Source organism: Bifidobacterium leontopitheci, assembly GCF_009193355.1.
In the GTDB taxonomy this organism is placed as follows: Bacteria; Actinomycetota; Actinomycetes; order Actinomycetales; family Bifidobacteriaceae; genus Bifidobacterium; species Bifidobacterium leontopitheci.
The window spans coordinates 1-16,910 of sequence record NZ_WBVT01000047.1; the positions used below are offsets into that span (position 1 = coordinate 1).

A 16,910-nucleotide genomic window follows, 5' to 3' on the forward strand; every position below is an offset into this window, starting at 1 on the left:
CCCCCGCACCCCACCCCATCCGTGAGACGCCCCGCGTCACATACTGGGCAACTCGCCCCATATTCCCCGTCGCGTTTCACGGGGGCGGCGATATACTCGCCATAGCGGAACCGACGACGATGACGCCGGCGAGTTCCGGCACATCACAGCACCAGGCACTCCCTGCGACCGTGCGTCGGCGACACGGGCGGCCGCGCCGCGAACGTCCGACCACGGCGTCCGGCTCCGGCACGCCCCGGCCCCGGCTCACGGCCGCGCCCGCGGTAACACCGGGCCGACGGAATCCGCCACACGACGACAGTACAAAGACTGACATCAGACAACACCAGCAGCCGAAGCGACGAAACGAGGGGTTCAGTGCGCACGATATGGCGGATATTCACGCGGGATCTTCTGCGCATCCTGCGCAATCCGGTGGCGGTGGTGGTCACGCTCGGCGTGGCCGTCATCCCGTCCCTGTACGCGTGGTTCAACATCCTCGCCAACTGGGACCCGTACTCGTCGACCGGCAATCTGCAGGTGGCCGTCGCCAACGAGGACCGCGGCGTCGACTCCGACCTGGTGGGTCATCTCGACGCCGGCAAGCAGGTCGTCAAGGAGCTGAAGAAGAACACGGCGCTCGGCTGGCGGTTCGTGGACGCCGGCGATGCGGTCGAGGGCGTGCAGTCCGGCGATTATTATGCGGCGATCGTCCTGCCGAAGGATTTCAGCGAATCCTTGGTCGACTCGGTCACCGGCTCGTCGAAGCGCCCGGCCATCCAGTATTACGTCAACGAGAAGAAGAACGCGATCGCGCCTAAGATCACCGACACTGGCGCCACCACCATCGACTCGCAGATCAACGAGACGTTCGTTTCGACCGTCAGCAAGACCCTCGCCGACACCATCACCAAGGAGGGCGGCAAGATCGACGCCCAGGCCACCGCCACGCGCGACGACGTGGTGCGCGACCTCAACGGCACGGTCTCCCAGCTTGAATCGGTCTCGAAATCGCTCGGTGGCATGCAGTCCACGTTCAAGACGGCCGAGTCCACGGTCGAGCAGACTCGCGCCGTCGTCACGCGGCTCAAACGGCAGATCGCGGACGCGCAGAAGGCGTCCGGCCAGACGCAGACCCTGCTCGAGCAGACGCAGAGGAACGTCCAGTCGTTTTCGTCGCAGCTGTCCGGCGCGTTCGACGACGGTTCCGTCACGCTCTCCGGCATCGGCGTGCAGGTGAACAGCGCGGCCGGCACCGCGGTGAGCGCGTTCAACACGGCGCAGGGCAGCGTCGATGATGTCACCAACGCGCTTCAGCAGCCGATCAGCGCCGCCGGAACGCTCGTCGCGGACCTGAAGGACGTGCTGACGAACGCCGGCATCGACGAGTCCACGGCGATCGGCAAACGCATCTGGCAGCAGGTGAACGCGCTCGACAAGACCGTGCAGACCCAGCAGACCCAGCTTGACACGTTCCATAGTGAGTCGTCGCAGTTCATCAGCGACGGCAAGACCGCGGCGACCGGCCTTGCGCAGGCGACCGGCACGGCCACGTCCGGCGGCATCGGCATGCTGAACCGTGCGCGCACCACGCTTACCGGCACGATCACGCCGAACCTGACCGCCGGTCTCGACAGTTTCGCGTCGCTGTCCGGCACGATGTCGGGCACGTTGGTGGCGTTGTCGGGCACGCTCGACCAGTCGGACGCGCTGTTCGACCAGCTGACCGACACGTTGCGGCAGGCGAGCACGACCGTCGCCGGCACGCAGCGTTCGATCGGCACGCTGACGAGCGACATCCGGCAGGTGCGTACCGACGTGGCCGCGCTTGGCAGTTCGGCCGTGTATCAGAAGATCCGCAAGGCGCTGAACATCAACACCGATCAGGTCGGCGAGTTCATGGGCGCGCCTGTCACGCTCGCCACGAAGACCGTGTATCCGATGGACAATTATGGTTCCGCGGTGACGCCGTTCTACACGAACCTGGCGTTGTGGGTGGGCGGTTTCGTGCTTATCGCCATCTACAAGCTTGAGGTGGATCGGGAGCGGCCCGGCCGGCGGAAGCGTGCGGCGGCCAGCGCTGTGGCCGGCTCCGCGGCCTCACCCAACACCGCCGCAGCCGGCGCGACCGACGACTTCGCCGAGATGACCGCCACACAGGCGTACCTCGGCCGCTGGCTGCTGTTCGTCATGGTCGGCCAGTTGCAGGCGCTGATCGTGATGGTCGGCAACCTGGTGCTCGGCATTCAGTGCGAGCATCCGGTGCTGTTCGTGCTCGCCGGCCTGTTCTGCTCGTTCGTGTACGTGAACATCATCTACGCGCTGGCGGTCGCGTTCCGGCACATCGGCAAGGCGGTCGCCGTGATTCTCGTGATCGTGCAGATCCCCGGCGCGTCCGGCCTGTACCCGATCGAGATGATGCCCGACTTCTTCCGCGAGCTGCACCCGTGGCTGCCGTTCACCTACGGCATCAACGCGATGCGCGGCCCGATCGCCGGCACGTACGGCAACCATTACTGGCTCGACATGGGTCATCTGGCGATGTATCTGCCGGTCGCGCTGTTCATCGGCCTGGTGGTGCGCCGCTACGCGATGAACCTCAACGCCCTGTTCGACCGTCGTCTTGCCGAAACCGACCTCATGGTCACCGAGAGGAACGCGATGATCAACGAGCGGATCAGTTTCAGCGCGCTGCTCAACGCGTTCCCCGACACTGCCGAGATGCGCGAGGTGATCCGTCAGCGTGCGCACCGCTTCTTCTGCCGGTATCCGCGGCTTATTCGCGGCGGTCTTGCGGTGCTCGTGGTGCTGCCGTTCATCTTCTTGGTGCTGCTGTTCGTGATTCCGAACAAGGTGGCGATGCTGACCGGATGGATTCTGTCGATCATCATCATCGACACGTTCCTGATCGTCGTCGAGTATCTGCGAGACCGGTACGCCCGGCAGCTGGGCGTGAGCGCGATGAGTGCGGACGAGTTCCGCGACGCCGTGCTGCACGGCTACCAGCATCGGCATACGACGTTCCGTGCGCCGTCGAGGCGGCGCAAGGGCGGCGCGGCTGGTGACGTCGCGGCTGGTGACGTCGTTGCCGTCGACGTCCGGCCGCGCGGCGACATGGAGGACCTGCCGGCGGACGCGGGGACCATCGCGGCCGTGAACGCGGCGCTCGCCGCGGACGGTGCTGCGGCGATGTCCGGCGGTGCGGCGTCCCCGGCGGACACCGCGAATGCGAAGCCGAAGAAATCTTCGGCCAAGGCGGCGCAATCCGCCAAGTCGGCGACGCATGGCAAGCCGGCGAACGCGGCATCAGCCGCGAAGGCCGCGCGACCGGCCGCTCGTCCGCAGTCGGCGCAGTCAAAGTCGGCCGCAACTGCGAAATCCGTGAACGCGGATGCCGCGCCCCGGACCGCACAGCCCAAATCGGCCCAACCTAAGTCGGCCCAACCCGGGACGGCACAGGCCGCGCAGCCGGATGCCAAGCCGCGCCGGCAGCAGCAGCGGTCGCAGCAACAGCAAGCCCGGCGCAAGCCGGCCGAACAGGACGCGGCGGCTGTGACGTCACCGGCTGCGACGTCCCCCATAACGTCGTCATCAGCAACGTCGTCATCCACAACGTCGTCATCCACAACGTCGTCGCAACGCCGCAGCTCGGCTGCCGCGACGGCCGCGACGAATGGTGCCGCGAAATCGGCGAACGCTGCGAAATCCACCGCGAGCGCGGCGAAATCGCCGGTGAAACGCGCGTCGCGCAAGAAATCCACTGGCGGCAAGAAGAACGGCAAGAAGAACGGCGGAAGGTCAGGTAAGACGCGATGAGAAACATCTGGAGGATTTTCGTCCGTGACGTCTGCCACACGACCCGCAACGTCATCGGCATCATCGTCGCCATGGGCCTGGTGATCGTGCCGGCGCTGTACGCGTGGTACAACATCGCCGCCAGCTGGGACCCGTACGGCAACACGAAAGCGCTCAAAGTCGCCGTCGCCAACGACGACGACGGCTACAAGTCCGACCTCATCCCCGTGAAGGTGAACGTCGGCGAAACCGTGGTCAGCGCGCTGCGCGCCAACCACCAGCTCGACTGGCAGTTCGTCGACAAGGACCAGGCGATCGACGGCGTGCACTCGGGCGACTACTACGCGGCGCTCGTCATCCCCAGCAGCTTCAGCGCCGACATGATGACCCTGTTCTCGCCCGACATGAAGCACGCGCAGCTCGAATACTATCTCAACGAGAAAGTCAACCCGATCGCGCCGCACATCACCGACCAGGGCGCGTCCACCGTGGCCACGACCATCGACCAGACGTTCGCGAAAACGCTCGCGCAGGTCGCCCTCGACCTCGTCTCCGAACTGCTCAAGTTCGCGCAAAGCCCACAAGTCACCGAATACGTGACCAACGCGACGAAACACGTGACGGCCATGTCGTCGCAGCTCAAATCCGCCGCCTCGCAGGCCGACGCGTACGGCAGCCTCCTCGCCGCGACCGGCAACGTGATCACCTCGGCCGACCGGCTGCTCGGCTCCGCCGGCACCAGCGCGCCCGCCGCACGAAAGGCGCTGCAGCAAGGCTCAAGCGGCGTGGCCAGCCTCAAGAAGTCGCTCGCCGGCATCTCGACGACCATGAACCAGTCGCTCGCCGACGCGTCCGGCGCGTACGACGACATCAGCAAACAGCTCGACACGGCGTTTGCCGCCATGGGCTCGCAGACCACGCAGGTCACCGGCAAACTCACCGCGCTGCAACGCAACGTCCAGTCGCAGGCCGACGCGTTCGGCACGTACGCGGCCGCCCTGCGCTCGCTCGCCGACGCGGTCAACGTCACCGTCGTCAAGGACGCGCTCGTCAAGGCCGCCGACCAGGCGCAGGCCACGCAGACCAAGCTCAACCAGATCGCCGCGAACATCGGCGCCGCCGCGCAGGGCATCACCGACGGCACCACGAGCGTGAGCGCCGCACGCAAGGACCTCGACGCGAAGATCGCCGCCGCCAAGCAGGCGATCGTGGACATGCGCTCGACATACGAGACCTCGCTCAAGCCGCAACTCGACCGGCTGAGCGCCTCGATGAGCGACATCGTCAGCCAGTCGTCCGGCATCGTCAGCGGGCTTAACGGCATGGCGTCCGGCGTGAGCGCCATGTCCAGCGACCTGACCGGCAGCCTCGACGACGTGCGCGGCACGCTCGGCGACGCGGCGAAGTCGCTCAACAAGTCGGCGGCGAAACTCGACAATCTGGTCGATAAGCTCGCCTCGCTGGCGACCGGCTCAGGGTCGGGCGCGGCCGGACTGCCCGACCTCTCCCAGTTCGCATCCGGCGACGGCGAAAGCCTCGCCACCCTGCTCTCCGCGCCCGTGAAAGTCGACCGGATCGCCCTGTACCCGGTCGCCAACTACGGATCCGCGATGACGCCGTTCTACACCGTGCTGTCCATCTGGGTCGGCTCGATCATCCTCGTCGCCATGATGAAAGTGTCGATCTCGGACCGCGAAAAGGCGAAGATCCTCGGACTCGGCGAAACGCTGCCTCTCGGCGAGACGATGGGCGTGCGCGAGGCCATGATCGCCGGGCGCGCGGCAGGACCCGGCGCCATGCTCGACGTACTGCGCAAGCCGCGCCCCGAATCGCCGGGCAACGCGCGGAGGTTCGGACTGCGACTGTCGCAGGAGTACTTCGGCCGGTACGCGATATTCGCCGCGTTCGCGCTGCTGCAGGGCACGCTCGTGTGCCTCGGCGACATGTTCTTCCTCGGCGTGCAATGCGAGCATCCGCTGCAGTTCCTCATGGTCGGCTGGCTGTGCGCGCTCGTGTTCTCGCTCATCATGTACACGCTGACCGTCTCGTTCGGCGACATCGGCAAGGCCATCGCCGTCGTGCTGCTCGTCATGCAGGTGGCCGGCTCGGGCGGCACGTTCCCGATCCAGACGCTGCCGCCGTTCTTCCAGGCGACCGCCGACTGGCTGCTGTTCCCGTACGGCGTGAGCGCGATGCAGTCGGCCATGGCCGGCTCGTTCGGCATGGAGTACTGGGTGGCGATGGGCAAGCTCGCGCTGTTCATCCTGCCGGCGCTGCTGCTCGGCCTCGTGCTGCGCAAGCCCGTGATCCGGTTCAACGACTGGATCATCCGCAACCTCGAATCCACTAAGGTGATGTAAGCGGGGGCGCGCGGGTTGGTCGCGGGCCGGTCGCGTGACGTGGGCGGGTCGTGCGGTGCGGGTTGCGGTCGTGCGGGTCGGTCGTGCGGGTCGGTCGGGAGTCGCGAGCCGGCCAGTTTGCGCGGGCCAGTCATGCTGTCAGTCGTGCTGTCAGTCGTGCGGGTTGCGTGTCGCGTGGGTTGCGGGCCGGTCGCGCCGCGCAGGTTGCTGGCCGCGCGGGCCGTCGCTGACGTGGTCGTACTCCGTCACTCTGCTCGCCCTTGCACGGTGACGCATACATGAAACCCCTTATTTTCCAAGGGGTTTCGCAGGTGCGTCACCGTGCTCGGGCGAGCAGAGTGACGGTGGCACCCATCGCCCGCCCCGGCTCGGCACGGCGGGCGATACAGTGGAGACATGCAAGTCCCACTGATCGACGAAAGCCGTTACGACGAGGAAATGAGCCGCAAGGTCCTGCCCGCGCTCGCACAATGCCGCACCGAAGGCTGGATGGAACCGGCCGAAGCGGACGGCCTGGCCGCGCCCGCAACCCCCGGAAAACTGCACTACGTATGCTACGACGCAGCGAAATTTGACGACCTGGACGAGGTCGGCGCGTCCGCCACGTTCCGCGGCGCGATCGTCATCTCCCACGGATTCACGGAATTCGCGGCGAAATATTCGGAGATGGTGTGGTACTTCCTACTCGCCGGCTACTCGGTGTGCGTGTTCGAACATCGCGGACACGGCTACTCGGTGCGCGACGTCGACAATCCGTCGCTCGTATGGATCGACGACTGGCATCGCTACGTGGCCGACCTCGCCAAATTCGCCGACACCATAGGCAAGGAATACGCGGACGGCATGCCGCTCAACCTGTTCTGCCATTCGATGGGCGGAGGTATCGGCGCCGGCGTACTCGAGACGCGGCCGACCCTCTTCGACAAGGCCGTCCTCTCCTGCCCGATGATCGCCCCCGCTACCGCAGGCCTGCCGAACTGGCTCGCCGGCGCGGTCGCCAACGTGCTGTGCAGCGTCGGACTGAGCCGGCACATCGTCTTCGGCCAAAGCGAGTTCACGCCGGAACTCGACATGGCCGACCATCCGGGCGCCAGCGAGGCGCGCGTCCGCTGGTTCCAGCAGCAGCGCATCGACGACCCCCACCAGCAGACATACGCGGCCACCTTCGAATGGCTGCGGCAGGCGCTGCGCATGTCGCGCGCCATCCAGAAGCCGGCCGCGTGCGGCGAAATCGAAACGCCGATCCTGCTGTTCCAGGCGGGACGCGACGTGTGGGTGCTCAACGAGCCGCAGAACCGGTTCGTGCGCGAAGTCAACGCGGACGGCGGCGACGCGCGGCTTGTGCGCGTCTCCGACTCGCTGCATGAAATTTTCAGCATGCCGAACGTGATTCTCGGGCCGTACCTGGCGAAAATCCTCACCTTCTTCGGTTCCGACGAGATGGCCGCCCTGTGAGCAGGCCTGTGGATCGCCATATACGAGGTGCGCGAAACGACTCGGCAGGCGCGAACGCCAGCCTTGACGCCGCCGCGGCCGCGGGCGCCGCGGGCCCAGAAGCCGCATCGCCGGGTGCCCGCGCAGACGCCGTCGACACACATGCCGCCGCGCGTGACGCAGCCAGCGCCGGTACGGGCGCCGCAAGCTCCGGGAATGCGACCGGTCGCCTAGCCGGCACGCAACCCGCGACCGGTCGCCGCGGCAAGTCCGCTGCCCCGGCACCCACGTTCGAACGCACGCCGCGCTCCATCATCATCGGCGCGGCCATGGTGTTCGCAGGCGGCGTGCTGTGGGGCGTGAACGCCACCGTGTCGAAACTGCTCATGGCCGACTATCAGGCGGATCCGCTGTGGATCGCCTGCGTGCGCGAGCTCGCCGCGGGCGCGCTGTTCCTGGCATGCGCGGGCGCGACCACGCCGAAACTGCTCGCCGGCGCGGTGCGCGACCGGCGCTCCTGGCCGCAGATGCTGCTGTGCGCGTTGGTATGCGTGCTGCTCGTGCAGGTCGCCTACCTGTCGGCGATTAATTGGACGAACTCCGGCACCGCGACCGTGCTGCAGACCCTCAACCTCCTGTTCGTGCTCGCCTACGTGTGCCTGCGCGACCGACGATTGCCCGGGCTGCGCGAAGGCGCCGGCGTGGCGCTCGCATTCGTCGGCACGGTGCTGATCGCCACGGGCGGCGACCTGACCGTGCTGAAACTGCCGCTGCCCGGGCTGGTGTGGGGCATCGTCGACGCGCTCGCCACGGCCGCGCTGTCGATTCTGCCCGCGCGGCTGATCGCGCGATGGGGCAATCTGACGGTCAACGGCATCACGTTCCTGATTTCGGGCGTGGTGCTGGTGCCGTTCGTGCGGCCATGGGCGGACGCACCGCAGCTTGACGGGATGGGTGTGGCGCTCATGGTGTTCACCGTGGTCGGTGGCACGTTCGGCGCGTTCTGGCTGTTCTTGGGCGGCATGATGCGCATCGGCGCGATGCGGGCCACGATGCTCGGCACGAGCGAGCCGGTCGCCGCGACCGTGTCGGGCGTCGCATGGGCGGGTGCGGTGTTCGCGCCGACGGATTTTGTCGGGTTCGCGATGATCCTGGCCATGGTGTTTCTGGTGCGGTGAGGTTTTTGTTTGGGGCCGGGCCAGGGTGTCGGCGCCGGGTTCGGCCTGTTTGGGACGGTATTCCGTATTCTTAGGTGCCGTGGCGTGCTGTCGAAGGCTATATGGCGTTGTTGCCCATTAGTATTCAGCGGTTTTATGCGGTGTTATGCGGTTGCCGCAGCGTGTTGTCATGGCCCGGGTTCCTAAGAATACGGAATACCGCGCAGATTAAGCCGTTTTCCTCTCGATCAGCGGCGGAAGCCGGGCAGGGGCCGGTCAGAGTTCGGCCGGGAAGCGGTTGAAAGCCGGGCAGGGGCCGCTCGGGAGGCGATTCATCGGCAGATTGCTCTTCTCGCGGCGAAAAAGACTCGCCCTCTGGCCGGTTGAAGCGCTTGGACGGTCGTATTCCGCATGATTTGAAGGCTATTCCGGAGTAGGCGGGCATTGCCGCAAGTATCAAGCGGAATTCGGCGTGGTGTTTCCGCCATTTTCCAATGGTCGCACATCGCGAAAAGCCGTGTCTACTCGCAGTGATGCCCGCCTACTCCGGAATAGCCTCCAAAACAGGCCGATTTTGTCTGCCGGCCCGGCTCAGATGCATCCCGGGCCGGTCCCGAGGCGTCGGGGAGGGGCAAATGACGTGTCGGTGAGGGACTGGTGGCGGTCCGGGGCTTGGCGAAGGCTTGATGATGGTCCAGTGATAGCGTGAAACCGGTTGATATCGCGGATGGGGGTTGATGATGCGGATGAATCAGCACAATGATGCTCGAAAAGGTACGACTGCCGCGGGCCGGGTGCCTCGCGTTCTGGCGGCGGTGCTCGGATTGCTCGCGTTGGCCGTCTCGGCGCTCGCGGTGGTGCGCGCGGTCGCACCCCAGGCGATCGGGCCGGTCGCCGCAGTGCCGGTCCGCGCGTTGCTGGCCGGCGCGGTCGCGGGCGGGGTCGTCACCATCATCGTGGTGATTGTCGCCCGCACGATGGTCCGACGCGCCTCGGTGACCGGCCGGGCCACCGGCGTCGGCGGCGGGGCCATCGTCGCCGCGGTGTGCGCGTTCATGTTGACGCTCGGCGGATTGCTCGTGTCCAACCTGTTCCCTGACGGCATCATCACGCCGCCGACGCGCGACGAGGCGCCGACCGCCAGCGCCGATACGATGCGCAGCGGATTCGAGAAAGCGCTGAGCGAGGCGTCGGGCGAATCGTCGGGCAGTTCCGGCAGCTCCGATAGCAACGGTGAAAGCGCCGCCAGCTGTTCGTCCGATGTCAACGGCGGTGGTTGGACGTCCCAGAGCGTCAGCGGCTACCCGGGCGTGAGCGCAATCGAGATCTGCAAGTCCGGCCGCGTCGCGTTCGTGACGTTCGAGTCGACGTTGGCGGCGAGCATGTACCGTGCGCCGGCGCAGGCCAAGATCGCCGAAACGTTGCAGGATTACTCGGACGATCCGCGTGCTCAGGGCGATTGGCGGCTCCTCAACGGCGACAAGTGGATGGCGTTCGGCCCGAAGGCCGTGATCGACAAGCTGCACGAACAGTGGGGCGGCACCGAAGGCACCATCGACTAGCCGAGTGCGTCGTGCGCTCACAATGGCGCTGCGCCGCCGCAATGCTCCGATGCAATATCCCGATGCCGCAATACCGCAATACCGTGATGCCGCAATACCGCAGCGCCACAACGTCGCGATGCCGTAACGCCGCAGCATCAACGTCACAACGGGTACCTACCCGCTGTGACGGACGGATGCAGTGTTGAGACTTAATGCGGCTCAGCTCTGTCACAGCGTGTACCTACCCGCTGTGACAGATGGGGGCTTGATTCGGGTTGGGGCGCAGCCGACTGGTTGACACTGCATCGCAACGCCCCTGTGAGGATTCTGCTCGGCCCCCTCGGTGGAGGGGGCTGTCAGCCGCAGGCTGACTGGGGGAGCGTTGCGCTGCTTACAGCGCATCCGTCACGCTGGTAAGTGATGGGAAGCGTCTCGCTGCATGCGAGACTGGCTCGTCTGCCGATGGCGGCTCGCATGACCGACGGCAGCGCCGCTCCGGCCTCCTCACGTCACTCTGCTCGCCCGGTCACGGTGACGTTGGGGCGAAATCCCAGTGTTTGCAAGGGATTTCGGCGGTGCGTCACTGTGGTCGGGCGAGCAGAGTGACGCGGAAGACATCGCGAAACGGTTCCGCCCCGCTTGAAACGGTTTCGCCACGCTTGGCTGCGTGGGCGCTTCGTGTCTTTCCATGATTGCCGCGGCGTCAATCGTGCGGGAACGATGTGAGGCAGGATGCCGTGTGGGCGGATCCGCTCCTTGCATGCCGTCGCTCCGCATTATCATGGGAGCCATGCGTCCTCCCCGAAATCCCTTGACGCTGTGACGCTGAAGCTGTGGCTCTGACACTGTGGCTCTGACACTGTGACGCGCCGCCCCGCACTATCATGGGAGCCATGAGCAATTCCGCGCAATCCGACGCTTCCAAGACTTCCGACGCTTCCGATTCTTCTGCCACTGCCGCCTCCGCCCCTTCCGTCTCCGTTCCCGACCGCGTCCCCTCTTCGGCCGACTCCGCCCCGCGCCCGGCCGATACCGGCATCACCGCCCCGGCCGCCCCTGACCCCGCTGCCCGCCGCGCCGCCCGCTTCACCCGGTCCAGCAGCACACTGGGCGCGGTCGGCATGATCGTGCAGATCTACGCGTTCCTCCAATTGCTGCTCGCGATCAGCGCCCTCGCGTCGCTCGCCGGCCTCGACCCCGCCGCCTCCGTGCAGGTGATCGGCGGCTGGCGCATCGGCCTGCGCGCCGCCTGGTTCGTGCTGGCGCTCGTCTTCGCCGCGAACACGGCGCTGTATCTGGTGTCCGGGTTCATCGGCCATCGCGCGGGCGCGGACACGTCGAAGGCCCGCCCGTTCATGGTGCTCAACTGGATTGCGGTCGTCGTCACGTTGTGCGGCCTGCTCGCCGCCCGCCAGACCTCCGCCGGCTGGGAGGCGTGGTTCTCGCTGTTCATCGCGCTTGCGTTCGCCGCATACGGCACGACGGTCGTGCGCAACAGCCGGCTCATCGGCTGACATGCGTCACGCTGCTCGCCCGGACACGGTGACGGTGGGGTGCAAACCGTTGCGATATAAGGGGTTTGGGATGTCCGTCACGCTGCTCGCCCGATCTGAGTGACGTGAATCCGCAAACCGTTGCGATATAAGGGTTTTCGTGGGGTGCGTCACTGTGCGTGGGCGAGCAGAGTGACGGTGTGGGGGTCGACGGATACGGTCCGCCGTCTCTTGACTACGCCGTCTTTCGCCGCCCCCACCTCCGCCCCACCCGCACTCCGCCCCGCCATTTCCACCCCGCGATTTCACTGTGGGTAAAACCCGGGAATGATTGCCCGCGCAGGGAATTGTATGAAGTGCAAGGCGAAGGTGAGAGCCCCGAGAGGGGTTCCGGAACCGGCAACGATATCCGCCCGGCCGCCGCGCGAACAGCGTCGCAAGGTGCTGCGAGCGCAACGGCCGCGACGGTAGCCAAGCCGCGTTCCCTCCTTATTTGAGGAGTACCGATTATGGCAATGTTTCCGGCTTTGATGAATGACACGATGTTCTCCGATCTGTTCGACGATCCGTTCTTTGAGGGTTGGCGCAACACGGACAGTGGCGTGAGCTCCGCGATGCCGGCGAACATGATGACGACCGATGTGCGCGAGACCGACAAGGGTTACGACGTGGACATCGATATGCCGGGCTTCAAGAAGGACGACATCAACCTCGAGCTCAACAACGGCTATCTGACCGTTTCCGCCACTCGCGACAGCGAGCATGAGGACAAGTCGGACGCCGATGGCAAGTCGGCTGAGAACGGCAAGTGGCTGCGTCGCGAACGCTACGTCGGCACCTGCTCTCGTAGCTTCTACGTGGGCGATCAGGTGAAGGAATCCGACATCCACGCCAGCTACCAGAACGGCACGCTGTGCATTCAGGTTCCGAAGATGCAGGCTCAGCCGCAGGTCGAAGCCAAGCACACGATTGCCATTGAGGGCTGACGTGAAGCCAGTGCCGGAACGCTAGTTCCGGCCTGATTCCGTACGCCTTCCGGTTCGGCGGCGCGGCGACAAGACCCGCCGCCGAACCGTTTTATCCGTTACGACTGCCGGTTTCTGCCGCCGTCCGCTCTACGCTTTCAACGCTGACTGGGTTGACGGGCGACGGGGAAACAATGCCAAGCCTGAAAGGGGCTGTGGCGCGGGTGGTTCAGTCACCTCGCCACAGCCCTTTTTGTCATTCGTGCGTCGCTGCCGCCGCGCCCGCGGTGATGCGTAGTAGGCTGACGGTATGACTGATGTGAACGAATCTACTGAAACCGCCGCAGCAACCGCTGCGACCTCCGCGACACCCGCCCCTAACCAGACCGCCTATTTCGCCGGCGGCTGCTTCTGGGGCCTCGAACGATACTTCCAGAATGTGGACGGCGTAACGGACACGACGGTCGGTTACGCGCAGTCCACCGTCGAAAACCCCACGTACGAACAGGTCTGCCGCAACGAAACCGACGCCGCCGAGACCGTCAAAGTCACGTTCGACCCCACGCGCGTCACCCTGCGCACGCTCGCGCTGCTGTTCCTCGAGGTCATCGACCCGTTCTCCGTCGACCAACAGGGCGAGGACCGCGGTCGCCAGTATCGCACCGGCATGTTTTTCACGTCCGACGCGCAGCGGTCCGTGTACATCGCCGCGCTCGAACAGCTCATCGACCGCCAGCCGCAACGTCCGGCCGTGCTCGTCGAGCCGCTGCGCAACTTCTACCCGGCCGAGGCGAACCATCAGGACTATCTCATCAAGAATCCCGGCGGCTACTGTCATATTCCACTCACCGCGATCGTGAACGTGAAGCACCGCCAGAAGTATGTGGAGAAGATCTGGGACCTCACGCTCGAACAGTTCGCGGTCACGCAGAACGCGGCCACCGAGCGGCCGTTCGTCAATGAGTACGACCACACGTTCGAGCCGGGCATCTACGTGGATGTGGTCAGCGGCGAGCCGTTGTTCTCGTCGCGCGACAAGTTCGACTCGGGGTGCGGCTGGCCGGCGTTCTCGCGGCCGCTCGCCGCGGATCTGGTCACCGAGCATGAGGACGACCGTGTGCCGGGGCGTCCGCGCGTTGAGATTCGCACGGCCGGCACGCAGATTCATCTCGGTCACGTGTTCACCGACGGTCCGGTCGACCGCGGCGGCCTGCGCTATTGCATGAACAGCGCCGCGCTGCGGTTCGTGCCCCGCTCGCGCATGGAAGCCGAGGGGTACGCCGACTGGATTCCCGCGGTGGATGGCGGGGATGGCGCGGGTAGCGCTGACGGCGGGAACGGCGCCGCCTGATTGCCCTCGGCCCTCGGTGAAGCTTCCGTGCCGAACGGCGCTCCCGCGCCGTTGCCGGAGATTGCCCTCGGCTTCCTCGGTGAGGGCCTCTGCTTGAGCTGTCCTATTGCGGCCGAAACATGTCTCGGCCCTTCATCGGGGCGCGAAGTGGTGCGGCGTCGTCGCCAACGCACCTCGGCCCCGTAGGGACCGCGAAAGCCGGCACGCCGTAGCCGTCACGACGTCCCTCGGCCCCCTCGGTGGAGGGGGCCGTCGGCGCAGCCGACTGGGGGAGCGTCATGCCGATCATGGTGAGATTTCGGTGTAAATTGAGCCCTCCGCCGAGATGTGGGTGTTTTGTTTGGCGAAAATCGGGCAGAACGAGCAGTCGCCCAATAGCGGCAATCCCCTGAAAACGGCTTCATAGAGCCGTTTTGCGCACTTCGTGGGCGTAAGGCCTCGCGCAAAGTCCACCGACCAAAACACCCACATCTCGCGTTCTGGAATTGGCGTCGGTGCAGTCTGGTGTTTGTTCGGGCATGGGCGTGGACTCTTCTCTCGCTCTGGTTGCAGATATCGCGCACATAGCTGTTTATTGGCCTTTATGGGTATTGAAATCTCATTAGTCGGATATCATAAAACTCACCGGTATCCATCCGAACTGCGGATTGATGCTATGGCATGTGGTGGGGTTTGCCTGCGTCGTCAGAAAGGAGCGTGGCGATGGCATCTATTACTGTGCATCCGGCCACGCTCAGGTGGGCCGTTGATCAGAGCGGCGCTGATCCCGCGGCCGTGGCGCATAAGGATGGTCTGGCTGAATTTCCGCAGTGGTTGAACGAGACGGGTCCGTTGAGTCTGTCTTTTACCAAGTTGTCTGCGATTGGCGCCGCGTTGCAGGTGCCATTCGGCGCACTGGTGCGTTCCGTGGTTCCCGAGTCCCGTGAGGACGAGCTGGTCCGGTATCGGACGATAGATAACCACGGGGTTGAAGCGAGCCGGAATCTTCAGGATACAATCGCAATCATGCGCAACCGTCAGGATTGGGTGCGTGACGAGATGATTGCGCAAGGCTTCGGGGAGAATCTGTTGGTTGGCAGCGTGCCGTCCCATGCAACTGCGAGCGAACTTGCCGTGCGTATTCGTGAAGGATTGTCCTTGGACGTCGGCTGGTGCCGACATAAGAGCAGTGCCGATCGGTTCCGTTTCCTGCGTGGCAAGGCTTCCGGCGCAGGTCTGATGGTGATGGTCGACTCCCGGGTGGGCACGTCCAATGCACGCCGTTTGGACGTGCGCGAGTTTCGCGCGTTCGTGCTGTTGGATGACGTGGCGCCTTTGATTTTCGTCAATCGCAATGATTCCTATACGGCGATGCTGTTCTCTCTCCTGCACGAGATCGGTCACGTGCTGCTTGGCTCCAATGAGGTGTACAACGACTCCTCTGCAGACGGCAGCAATGGCATCGAACGCAAGATCAACCAAGCCGTCATCCTGACGGTCGTGGATAACGAGGCGGAGTTCCGCGCGTACTGGAAGAAGATGGCTGCGGATGGTGCTCGCGTGCAGGACATTGCGGATGGTTGCGCGAAAAGGTACGGTCTGAGCGCTTTGGCGTTGACGATTCACGCCCGTAAGCTTGGCTTGGCCAGTGACGAGGATGTGCGTCTGGTCCGTGCCCTGAGTGAACGGCGTTCGGCGGATACGGAGACTGCCGGTTCCGGCGGCAATCAGAACCTGACGAACGCTTCCCATCTGGACACAAGATTCGTACGCATGATTCGTGACGGTGTTGATCGAGGCAGCCTGCCCTATTCCGATGGCTTGTCCCTGCTGGGCGTCAGGTCCATGCATGCCTATGACGGTCTGCTCAAGGCGAAAGGCTTGGACCAATGAGTGATCTGTTTCTGCTGGACTCGAACATTTTCATCGAGTCCTACCGCACCCATCACCCGTTCGCCTATAAGGAGTTCCATCCATTCTGGCGGTGGCTGGAACGCATGGCGTGCAATGGCAGGATACAGCTGCTTGACACCGTATTCAAGGAAATCACCCAAAAGGACGGTAACGGCAACCGTGACGAGCTGGCCGAATGGGCGTTCAACCTGTTCGAGGACAAGCAGCTTTCCCATAAGACCGACGAAATCGGCGCAGCATACGCGCAAATTCAGGATTATCTGGCCTCATGCGGACTCTACCGGCCAGTCTCTTACCGTCAATGGGAACCAGAGAGCAAAGCCGATCCGTGGCTGATCGCCGCTGCGATGGTCGAGGACGCGATTGTCGTCACCAACGAGCAGGCCGTGCATCCCATGCCCAGTAGTCCGTTGAAGAAAGAGCCTAAGATTCCTGATGTGGCTGATGCTATGGGTGTGCGCACCATGAACCTGCGCGAGTTCTACGACGCCAGCGGGGAGCTTATCCCCCTGTCTTACCCTATTCAATAAGTATTCTGATTTACTGCTTTGCCGTGGTGCGTGCAGTCGAAAAACCGCCCCTACAGCGCCGCCACTGCGTCGTACACCGCGGCGACGCCGGCTGAATCCGGCTGCAGCACGGTGAGGAACCGCACGCCGGCGGTGGGCTTGACAGTGGTCTCGGTGCTGGTGCCGGCATCTGCATCGCCGTTTTCGGAACCGTGGCCACCGTTCCCGACGCCGCCGTCGCTCCCGCCGCCATCCCCATCAAACGCCCGCAGCTCCCCGACGCACTGATCCGCGATCACCCGCGGGTAGTGCCCGATTTCTTGCGCACTTTGGTTCTCGCCCGTCCCTGTGACGATGATCAGTTCGCTTCGTGTACGTTCTCACCGAGTCGGGACATGTCGAGGTAGCGGCGCGTCGACCACTCGCTGGA

The 16,910-nt window shown here is 64.9% G+C and carries 11 protein-coding genes; 10 read left to right on the plus strand and 1 reads right to left on the minus strand.

Translation table 11 applies throughout. From position 1 onward, the window contains the following. Positions 1 to 357: 357 nt before the first annotated feature. From F7D09_RS10120 to F7D09_RS10165, 10 genes are all read left to right on the plus strand, one after another. Positions 358 to 3,795 carry a YhgE/Pip domain-containing protein gene (locus tag F7D09_RS10120; RefSeq protein ID WP_376863472.1) on the plus strand — a complete coding sequence of 1,146 codons (3,438 nt, stop codon included), beginning with the start codon at positions 358 to 360 and terminating at the stop codon, positions 3,793 to 3,795. Then, positions 3,792 to 6,134, plus strand: coding sequence for a YhgE/Pip domain-containing protein (locus tag F7D09_RS10125; RefSeq protein WP_152235373.1), 2,343 nt, complete (start codon positions 3,792 to 3,794; stop codon positions 6,132 to 6,134). Before F7D09_RS10120 ends, F7D09_RS10125 begins: the two co-directional genes overlap by 4 nt. Before the next feature lie 396 nt (positions 6,135 to 6,530). Further along, complete coding sequence (locus F7D09_RS10130; protein WP_152235374.1) at positions 6,531 to 7,589, plus strand: alpha/beta fold hydrolase; 1,059 nt, start codon at positions 6,531 to 6,533, stop codon at positions 7,587 to 7,589. Positions 7,590 to 7,897: 308 nt separating this feature from the next. After that, positions 7,898 to 8,746 (plus strand): DMT family transporter, encoded by an 849-nt coding sequence (locus F7D09_RS10135; RefSeq protein ID WP_152235382.1) that lies wholly within the window; start codon positions 7,898 to 7,900, stop codon positions 8,744 to 8,746. Between the two features lie 773 nt (positions 8,747 to 9,519). Further along, positions 9,520 to 10,287, plus strand: coding sequence for a DUF1109 domain-containing protein (locus F7D09_RS10140; protein WP_152235375.1), 768 nt, complete (start codon positions 9,520 to 9,522; stop codon positions 10,285 to 10,287). An 875-nt stretch (positions 10,288 to 11,162) separates the two neighbouring features. Beyond that, positions 11,163 to 11,783 carry a hypothetical protein gene (locus tag F7D09_RS10145; protein ID WP_152235376.1) on the plus strand — a complete coding sequence of 207 codons (621 nt, stop codon included), beginning with the start codon at positions 11,163 to 11,165 and terminating at the stop codon, positions 11,781 to 11,783. A gap of 488 nt (positions 11,784 to 12,271) precedes the next feature. Beyond that, entirely contained in the window at positions 12,272 to 12,748 is a 477-nt protein-coding gene (locus tag F7D09_RS10150; RefSeq protein ID WP_152235377.1) for an Hsp20/alpha crystallin family protein, read from the plus strand. Between the two features lie 289 nt (positions 12,749 to 13,037). Beyond that, positions 13,038 to 14,078 (plus strand): peptide-methionine (R)-S-oxide reductase MsrB, encoded by a 1,041-nt coding sequence (gene msrB / locus F7D09_RS10155; RefSeq protein WP_152235378.1) that lies wholly within the window; start codon positions 13,038 to 13,040, stop codon positions 14,076 to 14,078. A gap of 702 nt (positions 14,079 to 14,780) precedes the next feature. After that, on the plus strand, positions 14,781 to 15,950 hold the full coding sequence (locus F7D09_RS10160) for an ImmA/IrrE family metallo-endopeptidase (RefSeq protein ID WP_193312446.1): 1,170 nt from the start codon (positions 14,781 to 14,783) through the stop codon (positions 15,948 to 15,950). Further along, positions 15,947 to 16,501, plus strand: coding sequence for a DUF4411 family protein (locus F7D09_RS10165; RefSeq protein WP_152235380.1), 555 nt, complete (start codon positions 15,947 to 15,949; stop codon positions 16,499 to 16,501). Before F7D09_RS10160 ends, F7D09_RS10165 begins: the two co-directional genes overlap by 4 nt. A 50-nt stretch (positions 16,502 to 16,551) precedes the next feature. Here F7D09_RS10165 and F7D09_RS10170 read toward each other — a convergent pair whose 3' ends face one another. Further along, complete coding sequence (locus tag F7D09_RS10170) at positions 16,552 to 16,779, minus strand: hypothetical protein (RefSeq protein ID WP_152235381.1); 228 nt, start codon at positions 16,777 to 16,779, stop codon at positions 16,552 to 16,554. Positions 16,780 to 16,910: the final 131 nt, after the last annotated feature.